Origin of the sequence: Neorhizobium sp. CSC1952, assembly GCF_030378245.1 — a bacterium.
In the GTDB taxonomy this organism is placed as follows: Bacteria; Pseudomonadota; Alphaproteobacteria; order Rhizobiales; family Rhizobiaceae; genus Neorhizobium; species Neorhizobium oryzae_A.
Window position 1 is genome coordinate 3,496,650 of sequence record NZ_CP128416.1, and the last position, 19,581, is coordinate 3,516,230.

A 19,581-nucleotide genomic window follows, 5' to 3' on the forward strand; every position below is an offset into this window, starting at 1 on the left:
CGGATTGGCCATCGTTGGCGGCATGTTCGCCTATCGCCACTTTGTTCAGCACCGCTAGAACTTGGGTTTTGCCCCCACACCGGTAGGGCTTCTCTTCGCGTCCAACCGCGCAAGTCGAGGGGCATCGCCTCGGCATGTTTCCTGCATCAGGAAAGCTGCAGACCGAAGCCTACCAAAACTGCCATTTAGCAATGAAGATTTATCGGCTGACGGAAACTCAGCTCAGCTTGCTCTTCTCCGACACGTCATCCACACGGCGATAGAAGGCGTCGACGCGCTCGGCATGCAGCTGGCCGAGAAGCTGGCGCGTATGGACGCGGGCCGCGCTCTGCATCAATTGGGCGAAGGCGGCGTAACCCACGGCATCGGCCTTGCGCAACTGTGCGATCAGAGGATCGACAAGCACTTCCGATACGGTCAGGTCCTGTTTCATGGCTCACCTCCACCGTCCCGATGATTGGCCCGATGACGATTGGCCCGATGACGATGGAAGGGAGAGTGGCCCCCATTCGTGACAGCAGCAAGACAATTCCCATCATGCGCCGCATCAAATCGTCGCGGCACCTGCGTGAAGCGGCGTGAACGGCGTGCCGGATCATCAGCGGCATTCATTGCAGCAATGACAATTCCTCATTTGTCGGCCGCATCCGCGGCTGCGATAACCGCTTCATGCTGCAGATGAACACGGACTATTCCAGCCGCCCCCTGCTGATCGGTTTTGCCGGCGCGGTCGCCATGGCCGCCGCGATGGGTTTCGGGCGCTTCTTCTACACGCCGATCCTGCCCGGCATGATGAGCGGCATACCGCTTTCGGCCGCCGATGCCGGTTACATCGCCGCCGGCAATTTCGCCGGCTATCTCGCCGGGGCCATCCTGTCGGCCTATGGCTGGGCGGCCGGGCGCGAGCGGCGGGTGGCGCTCGGCGGGCTTCTGGCGACCGCGATCCTGCTTGCCGCCATGGCGGCGACGACATCCGTCTTCGCCTTCACCGTGATCCGCTTCCTGGCGGGCATCGCGAGCGCGTTCGCCATGATTTTCACCTCGTCGATCGTGCTGCCCCATGCGGTCGGCCGGGACAATGTGAACGCGCTGCATTTCGGCGGCGTGGGAGCGGGCATCGCGCTCTCCTCGACGCTGGTGTTTGGCGTCAACGCGATCGCCGGAGCCAATTCGCTCGGTTGGGCGCATGGCTGGCGGCTGAACTGGCTTGCCGGCGCGGCGATCGTGTTCGCCGCGCTTGCCGCCGTCGCGTGGCTCCTGCCGCGGCCGACATTCGGCACCGGCTCGGCCGTGGAGCCGCCGCTCCGATGGCGCCTGCCGATCGTGCTGCTGACGCTCTCCTACGGGCTTTTCGGCTTCGGCTACGTGATCACCGCGACCTTCCTCGTCGCCATCGCCCGCATGGGTTCCGCAGGGCCGGTCGTCGAGTTCCTGGCCTGGTTCCTGACCGGCACGGCGGCGGCCGTCTCGCTCATCTTCTGGCGCCCGGCGGTCAAACGGTTCGGGCTTGCGAAGGCCTATATCGCCGCACTTCTGGTCGAGGCGGCGGGCGTGCTGGGCTCGGTCATGCTGCCGCCCACGGCCGGCGCGCTCGGCGGCGGGCTGCTGCTCGGAGGGACCTTCATGGTGATCACCGCCTACGGGCTGCAGATCGGCCGGGCGCTTTCGCCGGAAAGCCCGCGCCGGGCGCTCGCTTCCATGACCGCCGCCTTCGGCACCGGCCAGATCATCGGCCCGCTGGCGGCGGGCTGGGTGGCGGAGGGGAGCGGCAGTTTCACGCTGCCGACGGTACTCGCGGCCGGCATGCTTGCCGTCTGCGTCCTGCTGGCTCTGCCGCTTGCGCGCCGGCAGAGCTGATTTCATTACCGCGGGATAAACCCGCGGTTACAATTGCGTAACGATGAAATGCGGCCATTGCCGCCCCCTTGGAACTGCCGTAGTTTCGCGCTCTAAAGTCGTTCCCGACCTTCAGAGCTCTCGAACTCAGGAAAGCCAAAGCTCCGTGTTCCACTCCTTCTTCCCCCGACCGAAACTATTCTTCACATCGGCCGCGATCTGGACGCTCGTCTGCATCGTCGTCTGGTATACTGTCGGCCCGCAGCTCGGAGCCGCCATCGGGCTTCCGCCGCTTGCTCCGGGCGAAACGCCGCCGGTCGGGCTTGCCTATTTCTTCACGCCGGACAATCTTTGGTTCTATCTATACTTTACGATCTTCGTGCTGATCTTCGGGGGAATATGGAAGATCATCGCCAGGGATCATCCCTGGACGAACTGGTCGATCTGGGGCTCGGCCTTCATCGTCTTCATCGCCTATTTCGCGGTGCAGGTGTCGGTCGCCATCAACAACTGGCGGGGGCCGTTCTTCGACCTCTTCCAGGCGGCCTTGTCGAAGCAGGGGGGCGTGACGGCGGGGCAGCTCTACGCGCTGCAGATCAACTTCCTCGAAATCGGCATGGTCGGCGTGGCCCTCAACGTCATAACGGCATTCTTCACCAACCATTACGTCTTTCGCTGGCGCACCGCCATGAACGACTACTACATGTCCATGTGGCCGAAGCTGCGCCACATCGAGGGTGCCTCGCAGCGTGTGCAGGAAGACACGATGCGGTTTGCCAATATCCTGGAAGGGCTCGGCGTAACGCTCATCAACTCGGTCATGACGCTCGTCGTCTTCCTGCCGCTGCTCTTCCGCATGTCGGAACAGGTGGGCGACCTGCCGGTGATCGGCGCCGTTCCGCATGCGCTCTTCTGGCTGGCGATCATCTGGTCGCTGTTCGGCACCGCACTTCTGGCCGTGGCCGGCATCAAGCTGCCGGGCCTGCAGTTCCGCAATCAGCGCGTCGAGGCGGCATACCGCAAGGAGCTGGTCTATGGCGAGGACCATGCGGACCGCGCCCAGCCGATCACCGTGCGCGAGCTTTTCTCCAATGTGCGGCGCAACTATTTCCGCATGTACTGGCATTACTGCTACTTCAACATCGCGCGTTACACCTATGGCCAGGTCGACGCGATCTTCCTGAACTTCATCCTCATTCCGACCATCGTGGCCGGCCGCATCACCATGGGAACCTGGCAGCAGATCGCCACCGCCTTCGGCGAGGTCAGCAATTCGTTCCAGTATCTCGTGAACTACTGGTCGACGATCATCGAACTGCTTTCCATCCACAAGCGTCTCGTCGCCTTCGAAGCGGCGATCGACGACCAGCCGCTGCCGGAGATCGACCAGCATTATCTGGACCGCGAGGCGCAAGGCGGGGAACTTGCGGCCGACCGGCCGTATTGATCCGTCTTTTCGAAGCAACACCTTTGGCCGCGCCGGATCGTCACTCCGGCGCGGTTTTGCTTTGAAACGCATCGGGCCTTGCGAAAACCAGGACCGATCTTCGGGCCGATGCCGCCGGGAATGGGCAGGCGGGGTATTTCAAGGGTATTGGGTATTCAGGCTTTCCGCCTGCCCCGATCGCTTCGGCGATCTTCGGAGGATTTCCAGGCCCTCGTCGATCGCTTCGCAACCATCACCGGAACCGCGCCCTTCGAGCCAGATGAGGAGGCCGGTTCGCGAACCCGGTTTCCTTTCCGATGACGGGGAGGATTATCGCGCAAGGCCCGGGGGCGGGGATGGGAGGGGGAAGATGGAGGGGTTAACCGGTTGAAAAGCGGAGGGAGAATTTTTCGGAGCAAGGAGATAGTCCCCTCCCGCCTGCCGGCACCCTCCCCACAAGGGGGAGGGAAATATGCCGCGTTCTTCGGCATTCCTCCTCGACGGAGAAGTTGTCCCATCGTGCCAGATAAAGGAGGCGATGCTTGGCCGCTTGTTTCCCTCCCCCTTGTGGGGAGGGTGCCGGCAGGCGGGAGGGGTTTTGAGATGGCTACAACCCCGACGTCTCCCCGCCCTTCGCCCGATCTTTCAGCATCCGCACCGCTTCCGAATAGCTGACGCAGGCGACGTCTTGCCTGCCGCAGACCTCCGTCACCAGCCGCTCCATGGCCCGCCAATAGGCGCCGCCGTTCATTTCGACGAAATGGAAGCCGAGCTGGAGGGGAATGCGGTCGCCCTCGTATTGCCGGTCGAAGGCCGCCCTGAAAGCCGAGTAGGCGCGCTCCTCGAACTCGGCCGAACGGCTCGGATTGTCGATGCCGGCGGAATGGCGGACGAAGAGATTGTAGTCCATGCCGATGATCGGCCGGCTGGACGGGCCTTCCGGGATGAGCGGCAGGCCGAAGCGGATCAGGCCGTTCTTCTCCTCCGGCATGGCGGGTCCCCTGGTGACGAGGCTTGCGTCGTAGAGCATGCCGGCCTTCTTCTCCGCTTCCACCATGCCGGGGCTCGTGGAGAAATAGGGGGCGCGGAAGCCGCGGATATCGTTCGCCACGAAATCCTTCCAGCCGGCAGGCTCCTGCGCTTCGGCGCCGACCGTCTTCCAGGCATTGGTCAGCACGTCGTGGAAGGTGGCGAACTCGGCGCTCCAGTCGGCGGCGGTCCAGTCCTTGCCGTCGAAATGGCCGCAGGTATGGCTGGAAACGTCGTGTCCTTCTAGGTGCGCCTGCCAGATATGGCCGAGCCTTTCGCGGGCTTCATCCGCGGTCTGGGCAAAACCGATATTGGATCTGCCGGCCTTCTGGTGCGGCCCCTGATAGCTCTTCGCGTTCTTCCGCTCGATCACCAGCGTGCAGGAGAGGAAATAGGTGAAATGGGCGTTGACGCGCTTTGCGGTATCCCGGCTCCTCTGCCAGAGATGGTTGGCGCCTGCTCCGTCGAAGGAGATCATCACCAGCTGCTTCGGTTTGCCGGAAGCGTTCGCCGCGACGGGGGCAAGCGAAAGACAGAGGGCGAGGGCCAGAGGGCCGAAGAACGCATGCGGACGCATCAAGAAACCTGAATCACGACAAAAGGAGCCGGTGTTGTGATGGGCGAATAAGGCGAAGCTTTGAAGAAGCTGAAATCCCGATTCCTACATTCCGCCCGTTAACAAGCTTCTCAGTTTTGCGCGAGGGGCCTTACATCTCCCGGAAAATAGGCTAGAAGGCGCTTTCCTTACGAGAATGGGCCCTTACGAAAATGGGCCTTACGAGAATGGGCCGCCCGGGGCCGGAGACTTTGATGGCGAACAACGACGACAGTTTTATCCGCGAGGTGAACGAGGAACTCCGTTCCGACCAGGTGAAATACGTATGGACACGTTTCCGGCCGCTGATAATCGCGATCGTCGTGCTGATCGTCGGCGGTGCGATCGCCAAGGAAGGCTACGAATGGTGGGATAACAGCAATTCCTCCAGCTCGGGCGACAAGTTCCTGGCGGCGCTCAGGCTCGCCTCCGAGAACAAGCCGGACGAGGCGCTTGCAGCCTTCGAAGCGCTCGAAAAGGACGGTACGGGCTCCTACCCGCTGCTCGCCAGGCTGCGCGCCGCCTCGGTGCAGCAGGCCAGGGGCGATACGGCGGCGGCGATAGCAAGCTTCCAGGCCGCGGGCAACGACACGAGCGCGCCGCAGGCCATGCGCGATCTCGCCAAGATGCGTGCCGCCTGGCTGCTGATCGATACCGGAACCTACGAGCAGGTGGCGGCGGAGGTTCAGGCCATGACCAACCAGGGCAATCCGCTTGCCAATTCCGCGCGCGAGGCGCTGGGGCTTGCCGCCTACAAGGCCGGCAACATGGCCCAGGCCAAGCAGTGGTTCGAGCAGATCGCCAGCGATGCGGCAGCACCGCGCAACATCGCCAACCGCGCACAGATCATGCTCGACAACATCACCGCGTCCGGCAAGGCGCCCTAACTTTCCGCAGGATTTCAAGGAAACAGGATGAGCTTCACCGTCGCCATCGTCGGACGCCCGAATGTCGGCAAGTCCACGCTTTTCAACCGCCTGGTTGGGAAGAAGCTGGCGCTTGTCGACGACACCCCGGGGGTGACCCGCGACCGCCGGCCGGGCGACGCGAAGCTCGTGGACCTGAAGTTCCGCATCATCGACACCGCCGGTCTCGAAGAGGCGGGTCCCGATACGCTCGAGGGCCGCATGCGCGCGCAGACGGAAGCGGCGATCGAGGATGCCGACCTGACGCTCTTCGTGGTCGACGCCAAATCCGGCCTCACGCCGCTCGACAAGACGTTCGGGGAGCTTCTGCGCCGCAGCGGCAAGCCGGTGGTGCTGGTCGCCAACAAATCGGAAGCGCGCGGCTCCGACGCCGGTTTCTACGACGCCTTCACGCTGGGCCTCGGCGAACCGGTGCCGATCTCGGCCGAACACGGCGAGGGCATGCTCGACTTGCGCGATGCGATCGTCGAGGCGATCGGCGAGGAGAGAGCTTTTCCGGAACCGGACGAGGAAGCGGAGACGAATGTCGACGTATCGGAGTCCGTCGCCGGCGCCGAAGGCGAGGCGGAGGAGGACGAGACCGAGCCCGCCTATGACGAGACGAAGCCGCTGCGCGTGGCGATCGTCGGGCGCCCGAATGCCGGCAAGTCGACGCTGATCAACCGTTTCCTCGGCGAGGACCGGCTGCTGACCGGGCCGGAAGCGGGCATCACCCGCGATTCCATCTCGGTCGAATGGGACTGGCGCGGCCGCACCATCAAGATGTTCGATACGGCCGGCATGCGCCGCAAGGCGAAGGTGCAGGAGAAGCTCGAAAAGCTTTCCGTCGCCGATGCGCTGCGCGCCATCCGCTTTGCCGAGACGGTGGTGATCGTCTTCGACGCGACGATCCCGTTCGAGAAGCAGGACCTGCAGATCGTCGACCTGGTCCTGCGCGAAGGCCGGGCGGCGGTGCTCGCCTTCAACAAATGGGATCTCGTCGAGGATGCCCAGGCGGTGCTGGCGGATCTGCGCGAAAAGACCGAACGGCTCCTGCCGCAGGCGCGCGGCATCCGCGCCGTGCCGATCTCCGGCCAGACGGGCTACGGGCTCGACAAGCTGATGCAGAACATCATCGACACCGACAGGGTCTGGAACAAGCGCATCTCGACGGCGAAACTCAACCGCTGGCTCGACGGAGTGCAGATCCAGCATCCGCCGCCGGCCGTCTCCGGCCGCCGCGTCAGGCTGAAATACATGACGCAGGTTAAGGCCCGCCCGCCGGCCTTCATGATCTCCTGCACGAGGCCCGAAGCGCTGCCGGAAAGCTATGTGCGTTACCTGGTGAACGGGCTGCGCGCCGATTTCCAGATGCCGGGCGTGCCGATCCGGGTGCATTTCAAGGCCGGCGAGAACCCGTTCGAGGGACGGAAGAAGAAGCGGTAGGGGCAGTGCTTCGCCGAATTCATTAGGTAGACTTGCTTTTCTCTCCTGCCCATGCTCGACTGCGACATTATCGCGCGGTCGGGAGTTCGCGCTTGGAGGAGAAATTCATGATCATTGCCGGCCTTCTGGCATCCGTCTGTCTTGCAATCGGCAGCATCGCCTTTTTCGTATGGCGCGACCGCCAGGCCGATTGAGGCCGGCCTTCTTTCCCGGAATTTCGAGAGCATTCCCGCTGCCTCTCAGGCGGTCGAAGGCTTCGTATTGCGCGGCCGGGGCAGCGCCGGGAGGCGGCCCTGGGCGATCAGCACGTTGTTCAGGAACTGTTTCGACGCCGCTTCCCAGGTGAAGTTGCGGGCAAGCTTGCGGGCGTTCTCGCGCGAGCATTTCAGCGCCGCAAGGCAGGCCTCGCGCAGGTCGTCGTTCAGCGCGCCGGCGCCGGACCCTTCCTCGATGATATCGACCGGGCCGGTGACCGGATAGGCGGCGACCGGAACGCCGCTGGCGAGCGCCTCCAGGATCGTGTTGCCGAACGTGTCGGTCTTCGACGGGAAGACGAAGACGTCGGCCTGCGCATAGGCGCGGGCGAGATCCTCGCCGGTCTTCATGCCGGTGAAGAGCACGTTCGGATAGCGCTTCTGCAGCTCGGCGCGGGCGGGGCCGTCGCCGACCACGACCTTGGAACCCGGCAGGTCGAGATCCAGAAAGGCGGGCAGGTTCTTTTCCACCGCCACGCGCCCGACCGTCATGAAGATCGGCCGCGGCAGGTTGAACGGGCGCTCGTCGAGTTCCATCGGATGGAACACGGTCTGGTCGATGCCGCGGCTCCAGCGCAGCAGGTTCCTGATGCCGAGCTTCGAAAGCTCGCGCTCAAGGCTCGCCGTCGCCACCATGCAGCCGTTGCCGGCATTGTGGAACCAGCGCACGAAGGCGTGCAGCCAGCGGAGCGGGATCGGGAAGCGCGCCGCCACGTATTCCGGAAAGCGGGTGTGATAGCTGGTCGAGAACGGCACATGGTTCTTGAGGCACCAGCGGCGCGCCAGAATGCCGAGCGGGCCTTCGGTGGCGATATGCACGGCGGTCGGCTGCGAGGCTTCGATCGCGCCGGCCACCTGGCGATAGGTCGCGACCGAGAGGCGGATTTCCGGGTAGGTGGGGCAGGGGACGTTGGTGAAATCCTGCGGGGTGACCATCATCACCTCGACGCCCATCAGGGCGAGTTCCCGGTTGGTGTTCTCGATGGAGCGGACGACGCCGTTCACTTGAGGATACCAGGCATCCGTCACGATGGTGATTCTGGTCATGAATTGGCCGGACCCGGTTGCCGGTCCGCTGAGCGACTCGGCGCTCACGGACACGTTTTCGGCCCTCTATCGTAAAGGATTGTTACAGGAGGATGAAGGGGCGAAGCCTCGCCGATTGAACGGGCGTCCGATCGGTGGGATGATCGAACCTCCACGGGAGGGTGGATCATGGTCTCTTCGATCGTCGAGCTTCGCAATGTCGCCGGAACGGAAGCGGCGATGGGTTGGGCCGGCGGCCATACGATCGTGGTCGATCGTCCGGAAGGGAAGGCCGGCGGGCTCGGGCTGGGCTTCAACGGCGGCCAACTTCTGGCGCTCGCCATCGGCGGCTGCTTCTGCAACGACCTGCGCTATGTCGCTCACGAGATGGGTGCCGAGATCGACGAGATCGCCGTCCGCGTCACCTTGCAGCTTGAGGGCACACCGCTCGTCGCGACGCGCGCCGATCTGGATGTCATCTGCACGTCGAGCGACGGCACCGATACAGGCGTTCTGATCGATCGCGCGAGAAACGTGTGCACGGTCGCGAATTCCGTGACGAAGGGATTTCCTGTTTCGTTTCGGATTACCCCGGCAGCAACGCCGGGCTGATCAATGCGCCGTGGTGGCCGATGACGACGGAGGCGACCGCGGCGCCGTAGGCCGCGGCTTCCGCCGGCGTTGCGCCGCGCACCAGCCGCGACAGGAAGGCGCCGTTGAAACTGTCGCCGGCGCTGGTGGTGTCGACGAGCTGCGCGGTCCTGACCGCCGGGACATGCCCGGTCGCGCCGCCGAAGCTCAGGGTGATGCCTTCCTCGCCGTTCTTGACGGCGACGTTCCGGACGCCGAGAGCGTGGTAGCGGGCGACCGTATCGCCAACCGCCGCATCGCCGAAATGGGTCGTCTCGTCGTCGAAGCTCGGCAGGACGAGATTGGCGGCGCGGGCGCCGGCCTCGATCGTCTCCAGCATATATTCTTTGTCCGGCCAGAGACGCGGGCGGATGTTCGGATCGAAGGCGACCTGTTTTCCCGACGCCTTGGCGCGGCGCAGTTCGGCAAGCAGCGTCTCGACCGCCTCAGGCGCCAGGATGCCGAGCGTGATGCCGGAGAAATAGACGACGTCGGCAGCTTCGATCGCGCTGCGCAGATGGTCGGCGTCATCGGCGAGTTTCTTCGCCGCTGCCGTATCGCGCCAGTAGCTGAAGGTGCGCTCGCCGTTCTTCAGGGTGATGAGGTAGAGGCCGGGCGTGCCTTTCTCGATACGGCGGATGAAGCCCGTGCCGATGCCGGCATCCTTCATCATCGCCAGCATTTCCGACGAGAGCGGATCGTCGCCGAGCGCCGTGAAATAATCCACCGACCATTCGGCGGGCAGGCAGGCGCGCGCATACCAGGCCGTGTTGAACGTATCGCCGGCAAAGCCCCTGCGCAGCAGGCCTTCGCCCGCCTGCGACAGTTCCACCATGCATTCGCCGATCGAAAGAAGCCGTCCGCCCATTCCGTTCCTCCGGTGCTTTTCGAAAGTCGCATAGGCCGAAGTTCGGGTTATGGCAAGAGCAGGAGCAAGCCTCTGCTTTTGCGTTGTCTTTTGCGGGGGCGGCTCTAGGTTGGGCTGGAACATTCAAGAAAGGAGAAAGGACATATGGCGACGGAAGCGGTAAAGGCAGTCGATCAGAACTGGTGGCGCGGCGCGGTGATCTACCAGATTTATCCCCGCTCCTTTCAGGACACGACGGGAGACGGGCTCGGCGACATCAAGGGCATCACCCAGCGTCTGCCGCATGTCGCCTCGCTCGGCGTCGACGCGATCTGGCTTTCGCCCTTCTTCACCTCGCCGATGGCCGACATGGGTTACGACGTTTCCGATTACTGCAACGTCGATCCGATGTTCGGGACGCTCGCCGATTTCGACGAGATGATGACGGAGGCCCACCGTCTGGGCCTGAAGGTGATCATCGACCAGGTGATCAGCCATACGTCGGACCGGCATCCGTGGTTCGTGGAAAGCCGCTCCAGCCGCACCAATCCCAAGGCCGACTGGTATGTCTGGGCCAATCCCAAGCCGGACGGCACGGTGCCGACCAACTGGCTCTCCATCTTCGGCGGGCCGGGCTGGGAATGGGACGGCGTGCGCAAGCAATATTACATGCACAACTTCCTGATTTCGCAGCCGGACCTGAACTTCCACAATCCGGAAGTCCAGGAAGCGGTGCTGGACACGGTGAAATTCTGGCTGGAGCGCGGCGTGGACGGTTTCCGGCTCGATACCGTCAACTACTATTTCCACGACAAGCAGCTCAGGAACAACCCGCCGATGGTCTACGACACCGACGGCGCGGGCATGGAGACGGATACCAATCCCTATTCCATGCAGAACCACCTCTACGACAAGACGCAGCCGGAGAATATCGGCTTCCTGAAGCGGCTGCGCGCGCTGCTCGACAGCTACGAGTCCCGCGCAACGGTGGGCGAGGTGGGCGACGGGCCGCGATCGCTGTCGACGCTGGCGCTCTACACGACCGGCAACGACAAGCTGCACATGTGCTACACGTTCGACTTCCTGGGGCCGGCTTTCGATGCCGCCTATATCCGCAAGGTGATGACCACGGTCGCGGACACGGTGACCAACGGCTGGGTCTGCTGGGCCTTTTCCAACCACGACGTGGTGCGGCACGTCACCCGCTTCACCAAGGATGCCCGCGAGCAGGACCGGGTTGCGAAACTCTCTATCACGCTGATCTCGGCGCTGCGCGGTTCGATCTGCCTCTACCAGGGCGAGGAACTCGGTCTGACGGAGGCGGAGCTCGCCTATGAGGACCTGCGCGATCCTTACGGCATCCGCTTCTGGCCGGCCTTCAAGGGCCGCGACGGGTGCCGCACGCCGATGGTGTGGGAGGCGGCAGCGCCGCATGCGGGCTTCACGACGGGTGCCAAGACCTGGCTGCCGGTGCCGCGCGAACATGCCGCCCGTGCCGTGGATGCGCAGGAGGGGCTGAAGGATTCGGTGCTCAACCACTACCGGGCGACGCTTGCCTTCCGCAAGGCGCATCCGCCGCTGATCGACGGCGACATGACCTTTCTCGACACCAACCAGGACCTGCTCGCCTTCGTGCGGGAAAAGGGCGGCGAAAAGCTGCTCTTCGTCTTCAATCTCACCCGGGAGCCGCAGGATTTCACCCTGCCGAGGCGGCTCGGTGACTGCCTGCCGGTCTCGCTGCCGGGCTTCGAGTCGCGGCTCGAAAAGGGTGTCGTGAGGCTCGACGCGCTCGACGTGTTCTGCGCGCGGGTGTGATCAGGCTTCGGCGTGACGAGCAGCTTCGGTGGGGAGCGGAGTGCTACGACACGTGGTGTTGATACATCCCATGGGATGTATTATCTTTTGTTTCGATGAAGCGCGTCGTGCTCGATACAAACGTCCTCGCTGCCGGCTATCGGAGCCGAACTGGGGCATCTTTCGCCCTTCTGGAGGCCGTCGGGGCTCGGCAGATCCGGCCCCTTGTGACGGTCGCCTTGTTTATCGAGTATGAAGCGGTTCTGAAACGAGCAGAACATGTGGCTGTTCACCGGATGGCATCAGCGGAGATCGATAGAGCTCTGGCTGGTTTCCTCACCCTGGCGGAGGCGGTCGATGTTCACTATCAATGGCGGCCCAAGCTTTCGGACGCGAAGGATGAGCTCGTGCTTGAGGCGGCATTAAACGGTCGTGCCGATGCTTTGGTGACCCATAATGTTCGGGATTTCGATCAGGTGAGGAAAGAGTTCAAGCTTCGCATTCTGAGGCCAAGCGAGCTGTTGGAGGAATTGAGGACATGAGCACCAATACATATCCGTTAAAACTCCCTGCCTCGATCAAGGCTGCTGCTGCGCGGCTCGCCAAGGAAGATGGCGTATCGCTTAATCAGTGGATCGCTTCGGCTGTGGCTCAGAAAATCGGCGCGGTCGAAACAGCGGCGGAATTTCTTAAAAAACGGGCCGGTGATGCGACAGCGGAAGACTTCCTGAAGTCTCTTGAAAACGTTCCCGACAATCCGCCCATGGAAGGCGACGAGCTTCCGGAAGGCTGGATGAAGGCGCCAAGCTATCGGAAATAGGCAAGCTCAGATCAGCGCGAACCGGTCCACATCCACCATTCCCCTGTCGGAAATCTTCAGGTGCGGGATGACCGGCAGCGGCAGGAAGGCGACCTGCAGAAAAGGCTCTTCGAGAGTCGTGCCAAGGGCATAGGCGGCTTTCCTCAAGTGATGCAGCGTGTCGCGGACCACTTCGTAAGGTTCGAGGCTCATGAGGCCGGCGACGGGGAGCGCGATCTCGCCCGTGACCTTGCCGTCCTCGACGACCACGAAGCCACCCTTGATCTCGCCGAGGCGGTTGGCGGCGAGCGCCATGTCGTCCTCGTCGACGCCGACGACGCAGATATTGTGGCTGTCGTGCCCGACCGTCGAGGCGATCGCGCCCTTCTTCAAGCCGAAACCCTGCACGAAACCGTTGGCATGGTTGCCGTTCCTGCCGTGCCTCTCGATCACCGCCACCTTGATGATGTCGCGGGAAAGGTCGACGCCGGTCTGGTTGCCGGAGGAGGGGAGCTCGTAGCGGCGGTGTTCGGTGATGATCTTTCCCGGCATGACGCCGATCACCGGCGTTTCGCCCTCCGTCGCGGGCACGCCGAAATGGGCGGCCTCCACCTTGCGCGCCTTGACGCTGTCGAGGCCGACCGGAGCCACAGGATTGCGGGTGGCGAAGAGCGCGTCGGTGACCCTGCGGCCGGCGGAGAAGACCATCTCGGCCTTGCAGTTTTCGAGGCTGTCGATGACGGCAAGATCGGCCCGCCAGCCGGGTGCGACGAGCCCACGGTCGCGAAGCCCGAAGGCGCGTGCCGCGGAGATCGAGGCGGCGCGGTAGATGGCGAGCGGCTCGACGCCATGCGCGATGGCCGTGCGGATCATGTAGTCGAGATGGCCCTGTTCGGCGATGTCGAGCGGGTTGCGGTCGTCGGTGCAGAGCGCGAGGAACGGCGACAGCCGTTCGGTGATGATCGGCATCAGAGCGTGGAGATCCTTCGAGACGGAGCCTTCGCGCACCAGGATGTGCATGCCCTTGCGGATCTTTTCGAGCGCCTCTTCGGCCGTCGTGCTTTCGTGCTCGGTGCGGATGCCGGCGGAAAGATAGCCGTTCAGGTCGAGCCCGCGCAGCAGCGGCGCATGGCCGTCGATATGGTCGCCGTAGAAGGCATCGAGCTTGGCGAGGCAGACCGGGTCCTTGTGGATGACGCCCGGGAAATTCATGAATTCGGCAAGGCCGATGACCTTCGGGTGGTCGCGAAAGGGCAGGAGCTTATCGATAGCCAGATCGGCGCCGGCCGTTTCCAGATGCGTCGCGGGCACGCAGGAGGAAAGCTGGACGCGGATGTCCATGATGGTTTCGAGCGAGGAATCGAGGAAGAATTGTATGCCCTCGGTGCCGATGACGTTGGCGATCTCGTGCGGATCGCAGATCGCCGTCGTCACGCCGTAGGGCAGCACGCAGCGGTCGAACTCATGCGGCGTCACCAGCGAGCTCTCGATATGCAGATGCGTGTCGATGAAGCCCGGCACGACGATCTTTCCCGAGATGTCGATTTCGGTCTTGCCGGCATACGTGCCGCAGGTGCCGACGATGCGGTCGCCCGAGATCGCGATGTCGGAGGCGACGAGTTCCCCGGTGACGAGGTCGAAGAATTTTCCGCCTTTCAGCACGATATCGGCCGGTTCGCGGCCGGTGCCCTGGTCGATGAGGGTTTCGAGGCGGGTCGTCATGGCAGGCTCCGATTCCGTTTTCGGCATTCTAGCGGGCGGCCCCGGGGAGGCAAAGGTGCCATTCCGCGCCCACATTCCACCGCTTCAACGGTTTCGCGCGGTTCCGTTCAGAAGCCCGCTCAGAATGAGGTCGACGCCGAAGACGAAGCGGGCGTTCTGGTCGGTTTCCAGAAGATCGGGAAGGGCGGCGGTGAGGTGAGGATAGTCTGAGGCAGAGAACGCCCTGAACTTCTCCTCCATCGGGTGGGTGCCGCCGGTGCCGCGTGACTGTTCGACAAGCGCCTGTTCCTCGATGACGAAGCCCAGAACGAAATAGAAAAGCGAGGCGATCGCTCGTGCGGCCGTTCTGGTACCGAACCCGGCGCGCGACAGGGCCGCCAGTGCAATCTCCGCCACCTGCAGCACATTCGGACGGGCGACGAACGTTCCTGCGAAAACGCGTGCGCCATCCCGTCTCGAGAGGAGCGCCAGCCGCAGCTCGGTCGCGATGTCTATCATCACCTCCCGGCAGTCGCCTGAGACGGTGATCCTGCCGGGAATGCCGGCCACCAAAGCCTCGGCCATTTCGTCGAACAGCGCCTGCTTGCCGGGGAAATACCAATAGAGGGCCGGCGCCTGCACTTCGAGGGCATCGGCGAGCTTGCGCATCGTCAGGCCCTCCATGCCGGTTTTGTCCAGCAGCTCCAGAGCCGCATCGACGATGCGTTGACGGTCGAGGTTCATGGCGAATCTCCTTGCGGTGCCAATTTAACAGTGTTAAGCAGTTTAACAACGTTAAATTGGAGGCCTCATGCGACTGGATGCAGAAAATTTCCCGATCATCTGGACGCGGGAACACGACCACAGTGACGACCATGACGATGATGCCGACCGCAAGCTGTTTCTGGAACTGCTCGCGCGGGGAGAACGCTTCGTCCTCATCGCGGAGAAAATGCCGCGGCCGTCCGATCTCGCCGAAACGACGCCGGAAGGCCGCAGAGAACACGCCAGGATGTTCAAGGCTTACAAGGGCGAGATGGCGCGTCTATGCGCCGGCATGATCCTGATCGGGCAGGCTTCCGGCGTGGCTCTGCCGATCCGCAAGACGATCGAGAATGTTTCCTCGGCGATGGGGATCGGCATCCTGTTCGCCGATAGCGAGGCGACGGCCATGGAGCTTGCCAGGGAGCGTCTGGAAGGGAAAGCGGACATTCCGGCAAAACAAAACCGCCCGTAATCTCGTACGGGCGGTCTCGGGTTCATTGTCGCTGTTCCGTTTCGGAAGCCGGCGCCTCCCGCGAGAGGCGCCCGACCGATGTTACTCCGCGGCGACGATCTTGCCGTCTTCCCACTTGAAGAGGGAGAAGGCGGGCGAGGTGAGGTCGCCGGTCTCACCGTAGGTGAGCTCGCCGATCGAGGTCTTGATCGGTTCTCCGGACTTGATGGCGGCGGCGACCGCTTCGGCGTCATCGGCGCTGCCGGCCTTCTCGATGCCGGCCTTGATGACCTCGACGGCGGCATAGGCGTTCAGCGTGAAGGCTTCCGCCGGGATGTTCCTTGCGGCAAGCGCTTCGGCCGCAGCCTTGGAGTCGGGGTTCTTCGTCGCGTCGGAGGCATTGGTGAAGACGGTTCCGGCGGCGGCATTCGTGCCGATATTCCAGAACTCGCTGTTCGAGAGGCCGTCGCCGCCGACGATCGTCGCCTTGACGCCGAGATCGGAGAGCTGGCGGGCGAGCAGGCCGCCTTCCGGATGGTAGCCGCCGAAATAGACGACCTCGACATTCTCAGCTTTCAGGCGCGTCGTGAGCGCACTGAAATCCTTGTCGCCCGGGGTGACGGCATCGTCGATCACCTCCTTGACGCCGCCCGCGTTGAGCGACGCCTTGAAGGCATCCGCCAGGCCTTTGCCGTAGGCGCCCTTGTCGTTGATGATGGCGACGCGCTTGTCCTTGAACTTCTGCAGCACGTAGTTGGCGGCGACCACGGCCTGCTGGTCGTCGCGACCGCAGGTGCGCAGCACGTTGGTGAGGCCGCGCGTGGTGAGGTCCGGCGTGGTGGCGGTCGGAGTGACCATCAGGACGCCGTTTTCGGCCAGGACGTCGGAGGCCGGCATCGCGACGCCCGAAGTCACCGGACCGACCACGAAGCGGATGCCTTCGCCTACGATCTGGTTGGCGGCCGAAACGCCCTGCTTCGGTTCGGCGGCGTCATCGGCGGCCTTGAGGACGACCTGCTCGCCCAGAATGCCGCCGTTCTTGTTGATCTCCGCGACGGCGGTCTGGGCACCGTTCCGGACCTGATCGCCGTAAGCCGCGACGGGACCCGTGAGCGGTGCGATCAGGCCGATGACGATCTCGGCATGAGCGAGCGGCGCGAAGGTGAGGGAAGCGAGGGCAGTCGCCCCCAAGAGCGTCTTGAGGTTCATGTCGGTTCTCCTTGGGTGGGGCGTTGCCGCCCGCGGTCAACGCCGCATTCTCTGCCTGCCGTCTCCGATGCCGCTCGGCATCTTTTGCCAAGGACGGAAAGGCGATGCGGTCGATGCCGAGCCGAGCCATGTTTGGCTTTCGGCGATCGGCTGACAATTCTGTAAGAATTTGTCCGAGATTCCGCAAGAAGATAACAAAACCGGCTTGATTTTTGGCGGTTTCCCGAAAAATCGGGAGGTGAAACGCGAAAATGCCTGCGGTTTCCGCGAAATCGAGGTTTCCGGCTGCCGCGCCGCAGGACCCTAGGCGTTGCGCTCCAATGCGTTTCGGAAGGCCTGGACCTGGCGGTTGAAAGCCTGGAATTCCCGGCTGCTCATGCCCGATCGTTCAATCAGCGTGTCGCCCAGGCACCTGCTCTTCTCGATCAGGGCGCGCCCGGCGCCGGTGAGCCGGACGTGAACCTGGCGCTCGTCCGTCTTGCTGCGGCGGCGCTCCACGAGGCCTGCCTGTTCCAGCCGTTTGACCGGCGGGGTGATCGTGCTCGATTCCAGAGAAAGCCGGTCGGCGATGGCGCCGATGGTGATGCCGTCGTTCTCGGCGAGCGTACTCAGGACCAGATATTGCGGATAGGTAATGCCCATCTCGTCCAGCATCGGCTTGTACATGCGGTTGATGGCGATGTTCGCTTCGTAAAGCGAGAAGCAGAGCTGATCGTCAAGCGGGTAGGCAACGTGTTCGGACACGGAATTTCTCCAGGTGGTCACGGGTCGATGATATCCATACCACAAAAAATGATATCGCGATAAAGATTTCTGTAGACAGGCGCCGAAAGCTGCGTTAGCTTTTAATTATCGCGATAATTAATATCGAAATATTGAAATCGCGATACCTCAAAAGGTGCGGTTCATCAGAACGACATGCACCGGTAGCATGAATGCCTGGCGCGGCCTCTTCCGACCGATACGAAGCCGCACAGTCCATTCACGTCGCAATCATTCAAAGATCGCTTTCAAGAAGGACAATGACCATGAGCAGCAATTTCATCACCACCAAGGACGGCAAGCAGATCTTCTACAAGGACTGGGGTCCGAAGGATGCCCAGGCGATCGTCTTTCATCACGGCTGGCCTCTGAGCTCCGACGACTGGGACGCCCAGATGCTGTTCTTCCTGCACCAGGGCTTTCGGGTGATCGCCCATGACCGCCGCGGCCACGGCCGTTCCAGCCAGACCGAGACCGGCAACGAGATGGACACCTATGCGGCCGACGTCGCGGAACTCGCCGCGCATCTCGATCTCAGGAACGCCATCCATGTCGGCCATTCGACGGGCGGCGGCGAGGTGGCGCGCTATGTGGCTCAATATGGCGGCGGACGTGTTTCGAAAGCCGTCCTGCTCGGTGCCGTGCCGCCGATCATGGTGAAGACGGAAAGCAATCCGGGCGGCCTGCCGATCGAAGTCTTCGACGGTTTCCGTGCGGCACTCGCCGCCAACCGCGCGCAGTTCTTCCGGGATGTCCCGGCCGGCCCGTTCTACGGCTACAACCGCCCCGGCGCTGAGGTCTCCGAAGGCGTCATCCAGAACTGGTGGCGGCAGGGCATGATGGGCGGCACCAAGGCCCATTACGATTGCATCAAGGCGTTTTCGGAAACCGACTTTACCGAAGACCTGAAGAAGATCGACGTGCCGGTGCTGGTCATGCATGGCGACGACGACCAGATCGTGCCGATCGCCGACTCGGCGCTGCTGGCGATCAAGCTTTTGAAGAACGGCACGCTGAAGGTCTATGAAGGCCTGCCGCACGGCATGGCGACAACCCACGCGGACATCGTCAACGCCGACCTGCTCGCCTTCTTCAGAAGCTGAGCGCGAAAGGTGAGGGGGCTCGCCGCCATGCGGCGGGCCTCACAGCAACGGGCGGAGAAGCATCTCGGTGCCGAGGACGAGCAGCGCCACCAGAAACCAGCGGCGGAAGGCCGGCGGGCTGATCCGGTCACGGGCGATCTGGCCGGCCCACATGCCGATGAGGGCCGGGACGAGGGCAAGCGCCGAAAGCCACAGGTTTCCCGGATCATAGGCGCCCCGCAGGGCAAGGCCGGCGGCAAGCGCCACGGTCGACACGGTGAAGGACAGGCCGAGCGACTGGACGAGTTCGTCCTTTTCCAGCCCGAGCGACTGAAGATAGGGGACCGCCGGAATGACGAAAACGCCGGTTCCTCCGGTGATGAGGCCGGTCACCAGCCCGATCGCCGGCGAAAGCCATGGTTCCAGCCGCGCCGGGACCCGAAGCTGGCGGGCGAAGAGCGTGTAGCACGCATAGACGATCAGGGCGGCGCCGAGGGCGCCTGTCGTGACGGCCGTGTTGCCTTCCGTGAGCAGCGAAGAACTGGCGACGGTTCCGAGCAGGATGGCGAGCATCATCGGCCAGAACCGTTTCAGCACTGCGCCGACGCGCGGTCCGGCGACGAGCTGCCAGACATTGGTCACGAAGGACGGAACGATCAGCAGGCTCGCCGCGGCGAGAGGCGAGATCAGCGCGCCGAGCACGCCCATCGCGACGGTCGGCAGCCCCATGCCGGTGACGCCCTTGACGAGGCCGGCCACGACGAAGGTGGCGGCAATCGCTGCAATGAGAAGGGGCTGGTTGTCCATGCAAGGGTCTCCGACTGCCGATCCTTAGTGCGACCGCGGCCGCCGAGCAACCGTCCGGCGGCGTCGAGTTCGCGCCGTAATGCGGCCGGTTCTCGATCGAAGCTCTCCCGCAAGGGCGCAAGGAAGTCTCATGTGAGGAACCGAGCAGGTTCGGCTTGCGCCCTCTTCTCCCCAGCGGGGAGAAGTGCCGAGCAAAGCAAGGCGATGAGGGGGCACA

General features: G+C 63.4%; 19 protein-coding genes. 10 read left to right on the forward strand and 9 right to left on the reverse strand.

Going from position 1 to position 19,581, the window contains the following annotated elements; all coding sequences use genetic code 11:
- Positions 1 to 217: 217 nt before the first annotated feature.
- The gene (locus tag QTA58_RS17030; protein WP_085425002.1) at positions 218 to 433 is read right to left on the reverse strand and encodes a hypothetical protein; all 216 of its coding nucleotides are present in this window, start codon (positions 431 to 433) and stop codon (positions 218 to 220) included.
- Between the two features lie 236 nt (positions 434 to 669).
- Between QTA58_RS17030 and QTA58_RS17035 the strand changes: the two genes are divergently transcribed.
- Together QTA58_RS17035 and sbmA are read left to right on the forward strand one after the other, a co-directional pair.
- Positions 670 to 1,857, forward strand: a complete 1,188-nt coding sequence (locus QTA58_RS17035) for a YbfB/YjiJ family MFS transporter (RefSeq protein ID WP_289669725.1) — start codon at positions 670 to 672, stop codon at positions 1,855 to 1,857.
- 145 nt (positions 1,858 to 2,002) lie between these two features.
- Complete coding sequence (gene sbmA / locus QTA58_RS17040; protein ID WP_085425000.1) at positions 2,003 to 3,283, forward strand: peptide antibiotic transporter SbmA; 1,281 nt, start codon at positions 2,003 to 2,005, stop codon at positions 3,281 to 3,283.
- A gap of 586 nt (positions 3,284 to 3,869) precedes the next feature.
- Here sbmA and QTA58_RS17045 read toward each other — a convergent pair.
- A complete protein-coding gene (locus QTA58_RS17045) occupies positions 3,870 to 4,868 on the reverse strand; it encodes a polysaccharide deacetylase (protein ID WP_289669726.1) in 999 nt (332 codons plus the stop codon).
- A 233-nt stretch (positions 4,869 to 5,101) separates the two neighbouring features.
- Between QTA58_RS17045 and QTA58_RS17050 the strand changes: the two genes are divergently transcribed.
- Entirely contained in the window at positions 5,102 to 5,773 is a 672-nt protein-coding gene (locus QTA58_RS17050) for a tetratricopeptide repeat protein (protein WP_085424998.1), read from the forward strand.
- Positions 5,774 to 5,800: 27 nt separating this feature from the next.
- Positions 5,801 to 7,237 carry a ribosome biogenesis GTPase Der gene (der, locus tag QTA58_RS17055; protein WP_289669727.1) on the forward strand — a complete coding sequence of 479 codons (1,437 nt, stop codon included), beginning with the start codon at positions 5,801 to 5,803 and terminating at the stop codon, positions 7,235 to 7,237.
- Positions 7,238 to 7,476: 239 nt separating this feature from the next.
- On the opposite strand, the gene QTA58_RS17060 is transcribed toward der, so the two are convergent.
- Entirely contained in the window at positions 7,477 to 8,538 is a 1,062-nt protein-coding gene (locus tag QTA58_RS17060) for a glycosyltransferase family 1 protein (protein ID WP_289669728.1), read from the reverse strand.
- 168 nt (positions 8,539 to 8,706) lie between these two features.
- Between QTA58_RS17060 and QTA58_RS17065 the strand changes: the two genes are divergently transcribed.
- Complete coding sequence (locus tag QTA58_RS17065) at positions 8,707 to 9,129, forward strand: OsmC family protein (RefSeq protein WP_085424996.1); 423 nt, start codon at positions 8,707 to 8,709, stop codon at positions 9,127 to 9,129.
- Here the strand turns inward: QTA58_RS17065 and QTA58_RS17070 are convergent.
- Positions 9,104 to 10,015 carry a sugar kinase gene (locus QTA58_RS17070; RefSeq protein WP_289669729.1) on the reverse strand — a complete coding sequence of 304 codons (912 nt, stop codon included), beginning with the start codon at positions 10,013 to 10,015 and terminating at the stop codon, positions 9,104 to 9,106. The two genes, QTA58_RS17065 and QTA58_RS17070, sit on opposite strands and share 26 nt — an antisense overlap.
- A 144-nt stretch (positions 10,016 to 10,159) precedes the next feature.
- Here QTA58_RS17070 and QTA58_RS17075 point away from each other — a divergent pair, with 144 nt between their 5' ends.
- The 3 genes from QTA58_RS17075 (at position 10,160) to QTA58_RS17085 (ending at position 12,608) form a co-directional block, all read left to right on the forward strand.
- Positions 10,160 to 11,809, forward strand: coding sequence for an alpha-glucosidase family protein (locus QTA58_RS17075; RefSeq protein ID WP_289669730.1), 1,650 nt, complete (start codon positions 10,160 to 10,162; stop codon positions 11,807 to 11,809).
- Between the two features lie 107 nt (positions 11,810 to 11,916).
- Complete coding sequence (locus QTA58_RS17080) at positions 11,917 to 12,330, forward strand: putative toxin-antitoxin system toxin component, PIN family (protein ID WP_234811330.1); 414 nt, start codon at positions 11,917 to 11,919, stop codon at positions 12,328 to 12,330.
- Complete coding sequence (locus QTA58_RS17085; RefSeq protein WP_085424992.1) at positions 12,327 to 12,608, forward strand: toxin-antitoxin system HicB family antitoxin; 282 nt, start codon at positions 12,327 to 12,329, stop codon at positions 12,606 to 12,608. The genes QTA58_RS17080 and QTA58_RS17085 overlap by 4 nt, the downstream gene beginning before the upstream one ends.
- A gap of 6 nt (positions 12,609 to 12,614) precedes the next feature.
- Here QTA58_RS17085 and ade read toward each other — a convergent pair whose 3' ends face one another.
- Both ade and QTA58_RS17095 read right to left on the reverse strand, forming a co-directional pair.
- Complete coding sequence (gene ade, locus QTA58_RS17090) at positions 12,615 to 14,309, reverse strand: adenine deaminase (RefSeq protein WP_289669731.1); 1,695 nt, start codon at positions 14,307 to 14,309, stop codon at positions 12,615 to 12,617.
- An 84-nt stretch (positions 14,310 to 14,393) separates the two neighbouring features.
- Entirely contained in the window at positions 14,394 to 15,032 is a 639-nt protein-coding gene (locus tag QTA58_RS17095) for a TetR/AcrR family transcriptional regulator C-terminal domain-containing protein (protein WP_289669732.1), read from the reverse strand.
- A gap of 67 nt (positions 15,033 to 15,099) precedes the next feature.
- Between QTA58_RS17095 and QTA58_RS17100 the strand changes: the two genes are divergently transcribed.
- A complete protein-coding gene (locus QTA58_RS17100; RefSeq protein WP_289669733.1) occupies positions 15,100 to 15,525 on the forward strand; it encodes a hypothetical protein in 426 nt (141 codons plus the stop codon).
- A gap of 81 nt (positions 15,526 to 15,606) precedes the next feature.
- On the opposite strand, the gene QTA58_RS17105 is transcribed toward QTA58_RS17100, so the two are convergent.
- Entirely contained in the window at positions 15,607 to 16,713 is a 1,107-nt protein-coding gene (locus QTA58_RS17105) for a branched-chain amino acid ABC transporter substrate-binding protein (RefSeq protein ID WP_289669734.1), read from the reverse strand.
- Between the two features lie 303 nt (positions 16,714 to 17,016).
- Entirely contained in the window at positions 17,017 to 17,457 is a 441-nt protein-coding gene (locus QTA58_RS17110) for a MarR family transcriptional regulator (RefSeq protein ID WP_289669736.1), read from the reverse strand.
- Between the two features lie 284 nt (positions 17,458 to 17,741).
- On the opposite strand from QTA58_RS17110, the gene QTA58_RS17115 reads away from it, so the two are divergent.
- On the forward strand, positions 17,742 to 18,578 hold the full coding sequence (locus tag QTA58_RS17115) for an alpha/beta hydrolase (protein ID WP_289669738.1): 837 nt from the start codon (positions 17,742 to 17,744) through the stop codon (positions 18,576 to 18,578).
- Positions 18,579 to 18,617: 39 nt separating this feature from the next.
- Here QTA58_RS17115 and QTA58_RS17120 read toward each other — a convergent pair whose 3' ends face one another.
- A complete protein-coding gene (locus tag QTA58_RS17120; protein ID WP_289669739.1) occupies positions 18,618 to 19,364 on the reverse strand; it encodes a sulfite exporter TauE/SafE family protein in 747 nt (248 codons plus the stop codon).
- Between the last annotated feature and the right edge of the window lie 217 nt (positions 19,365 to 19,581).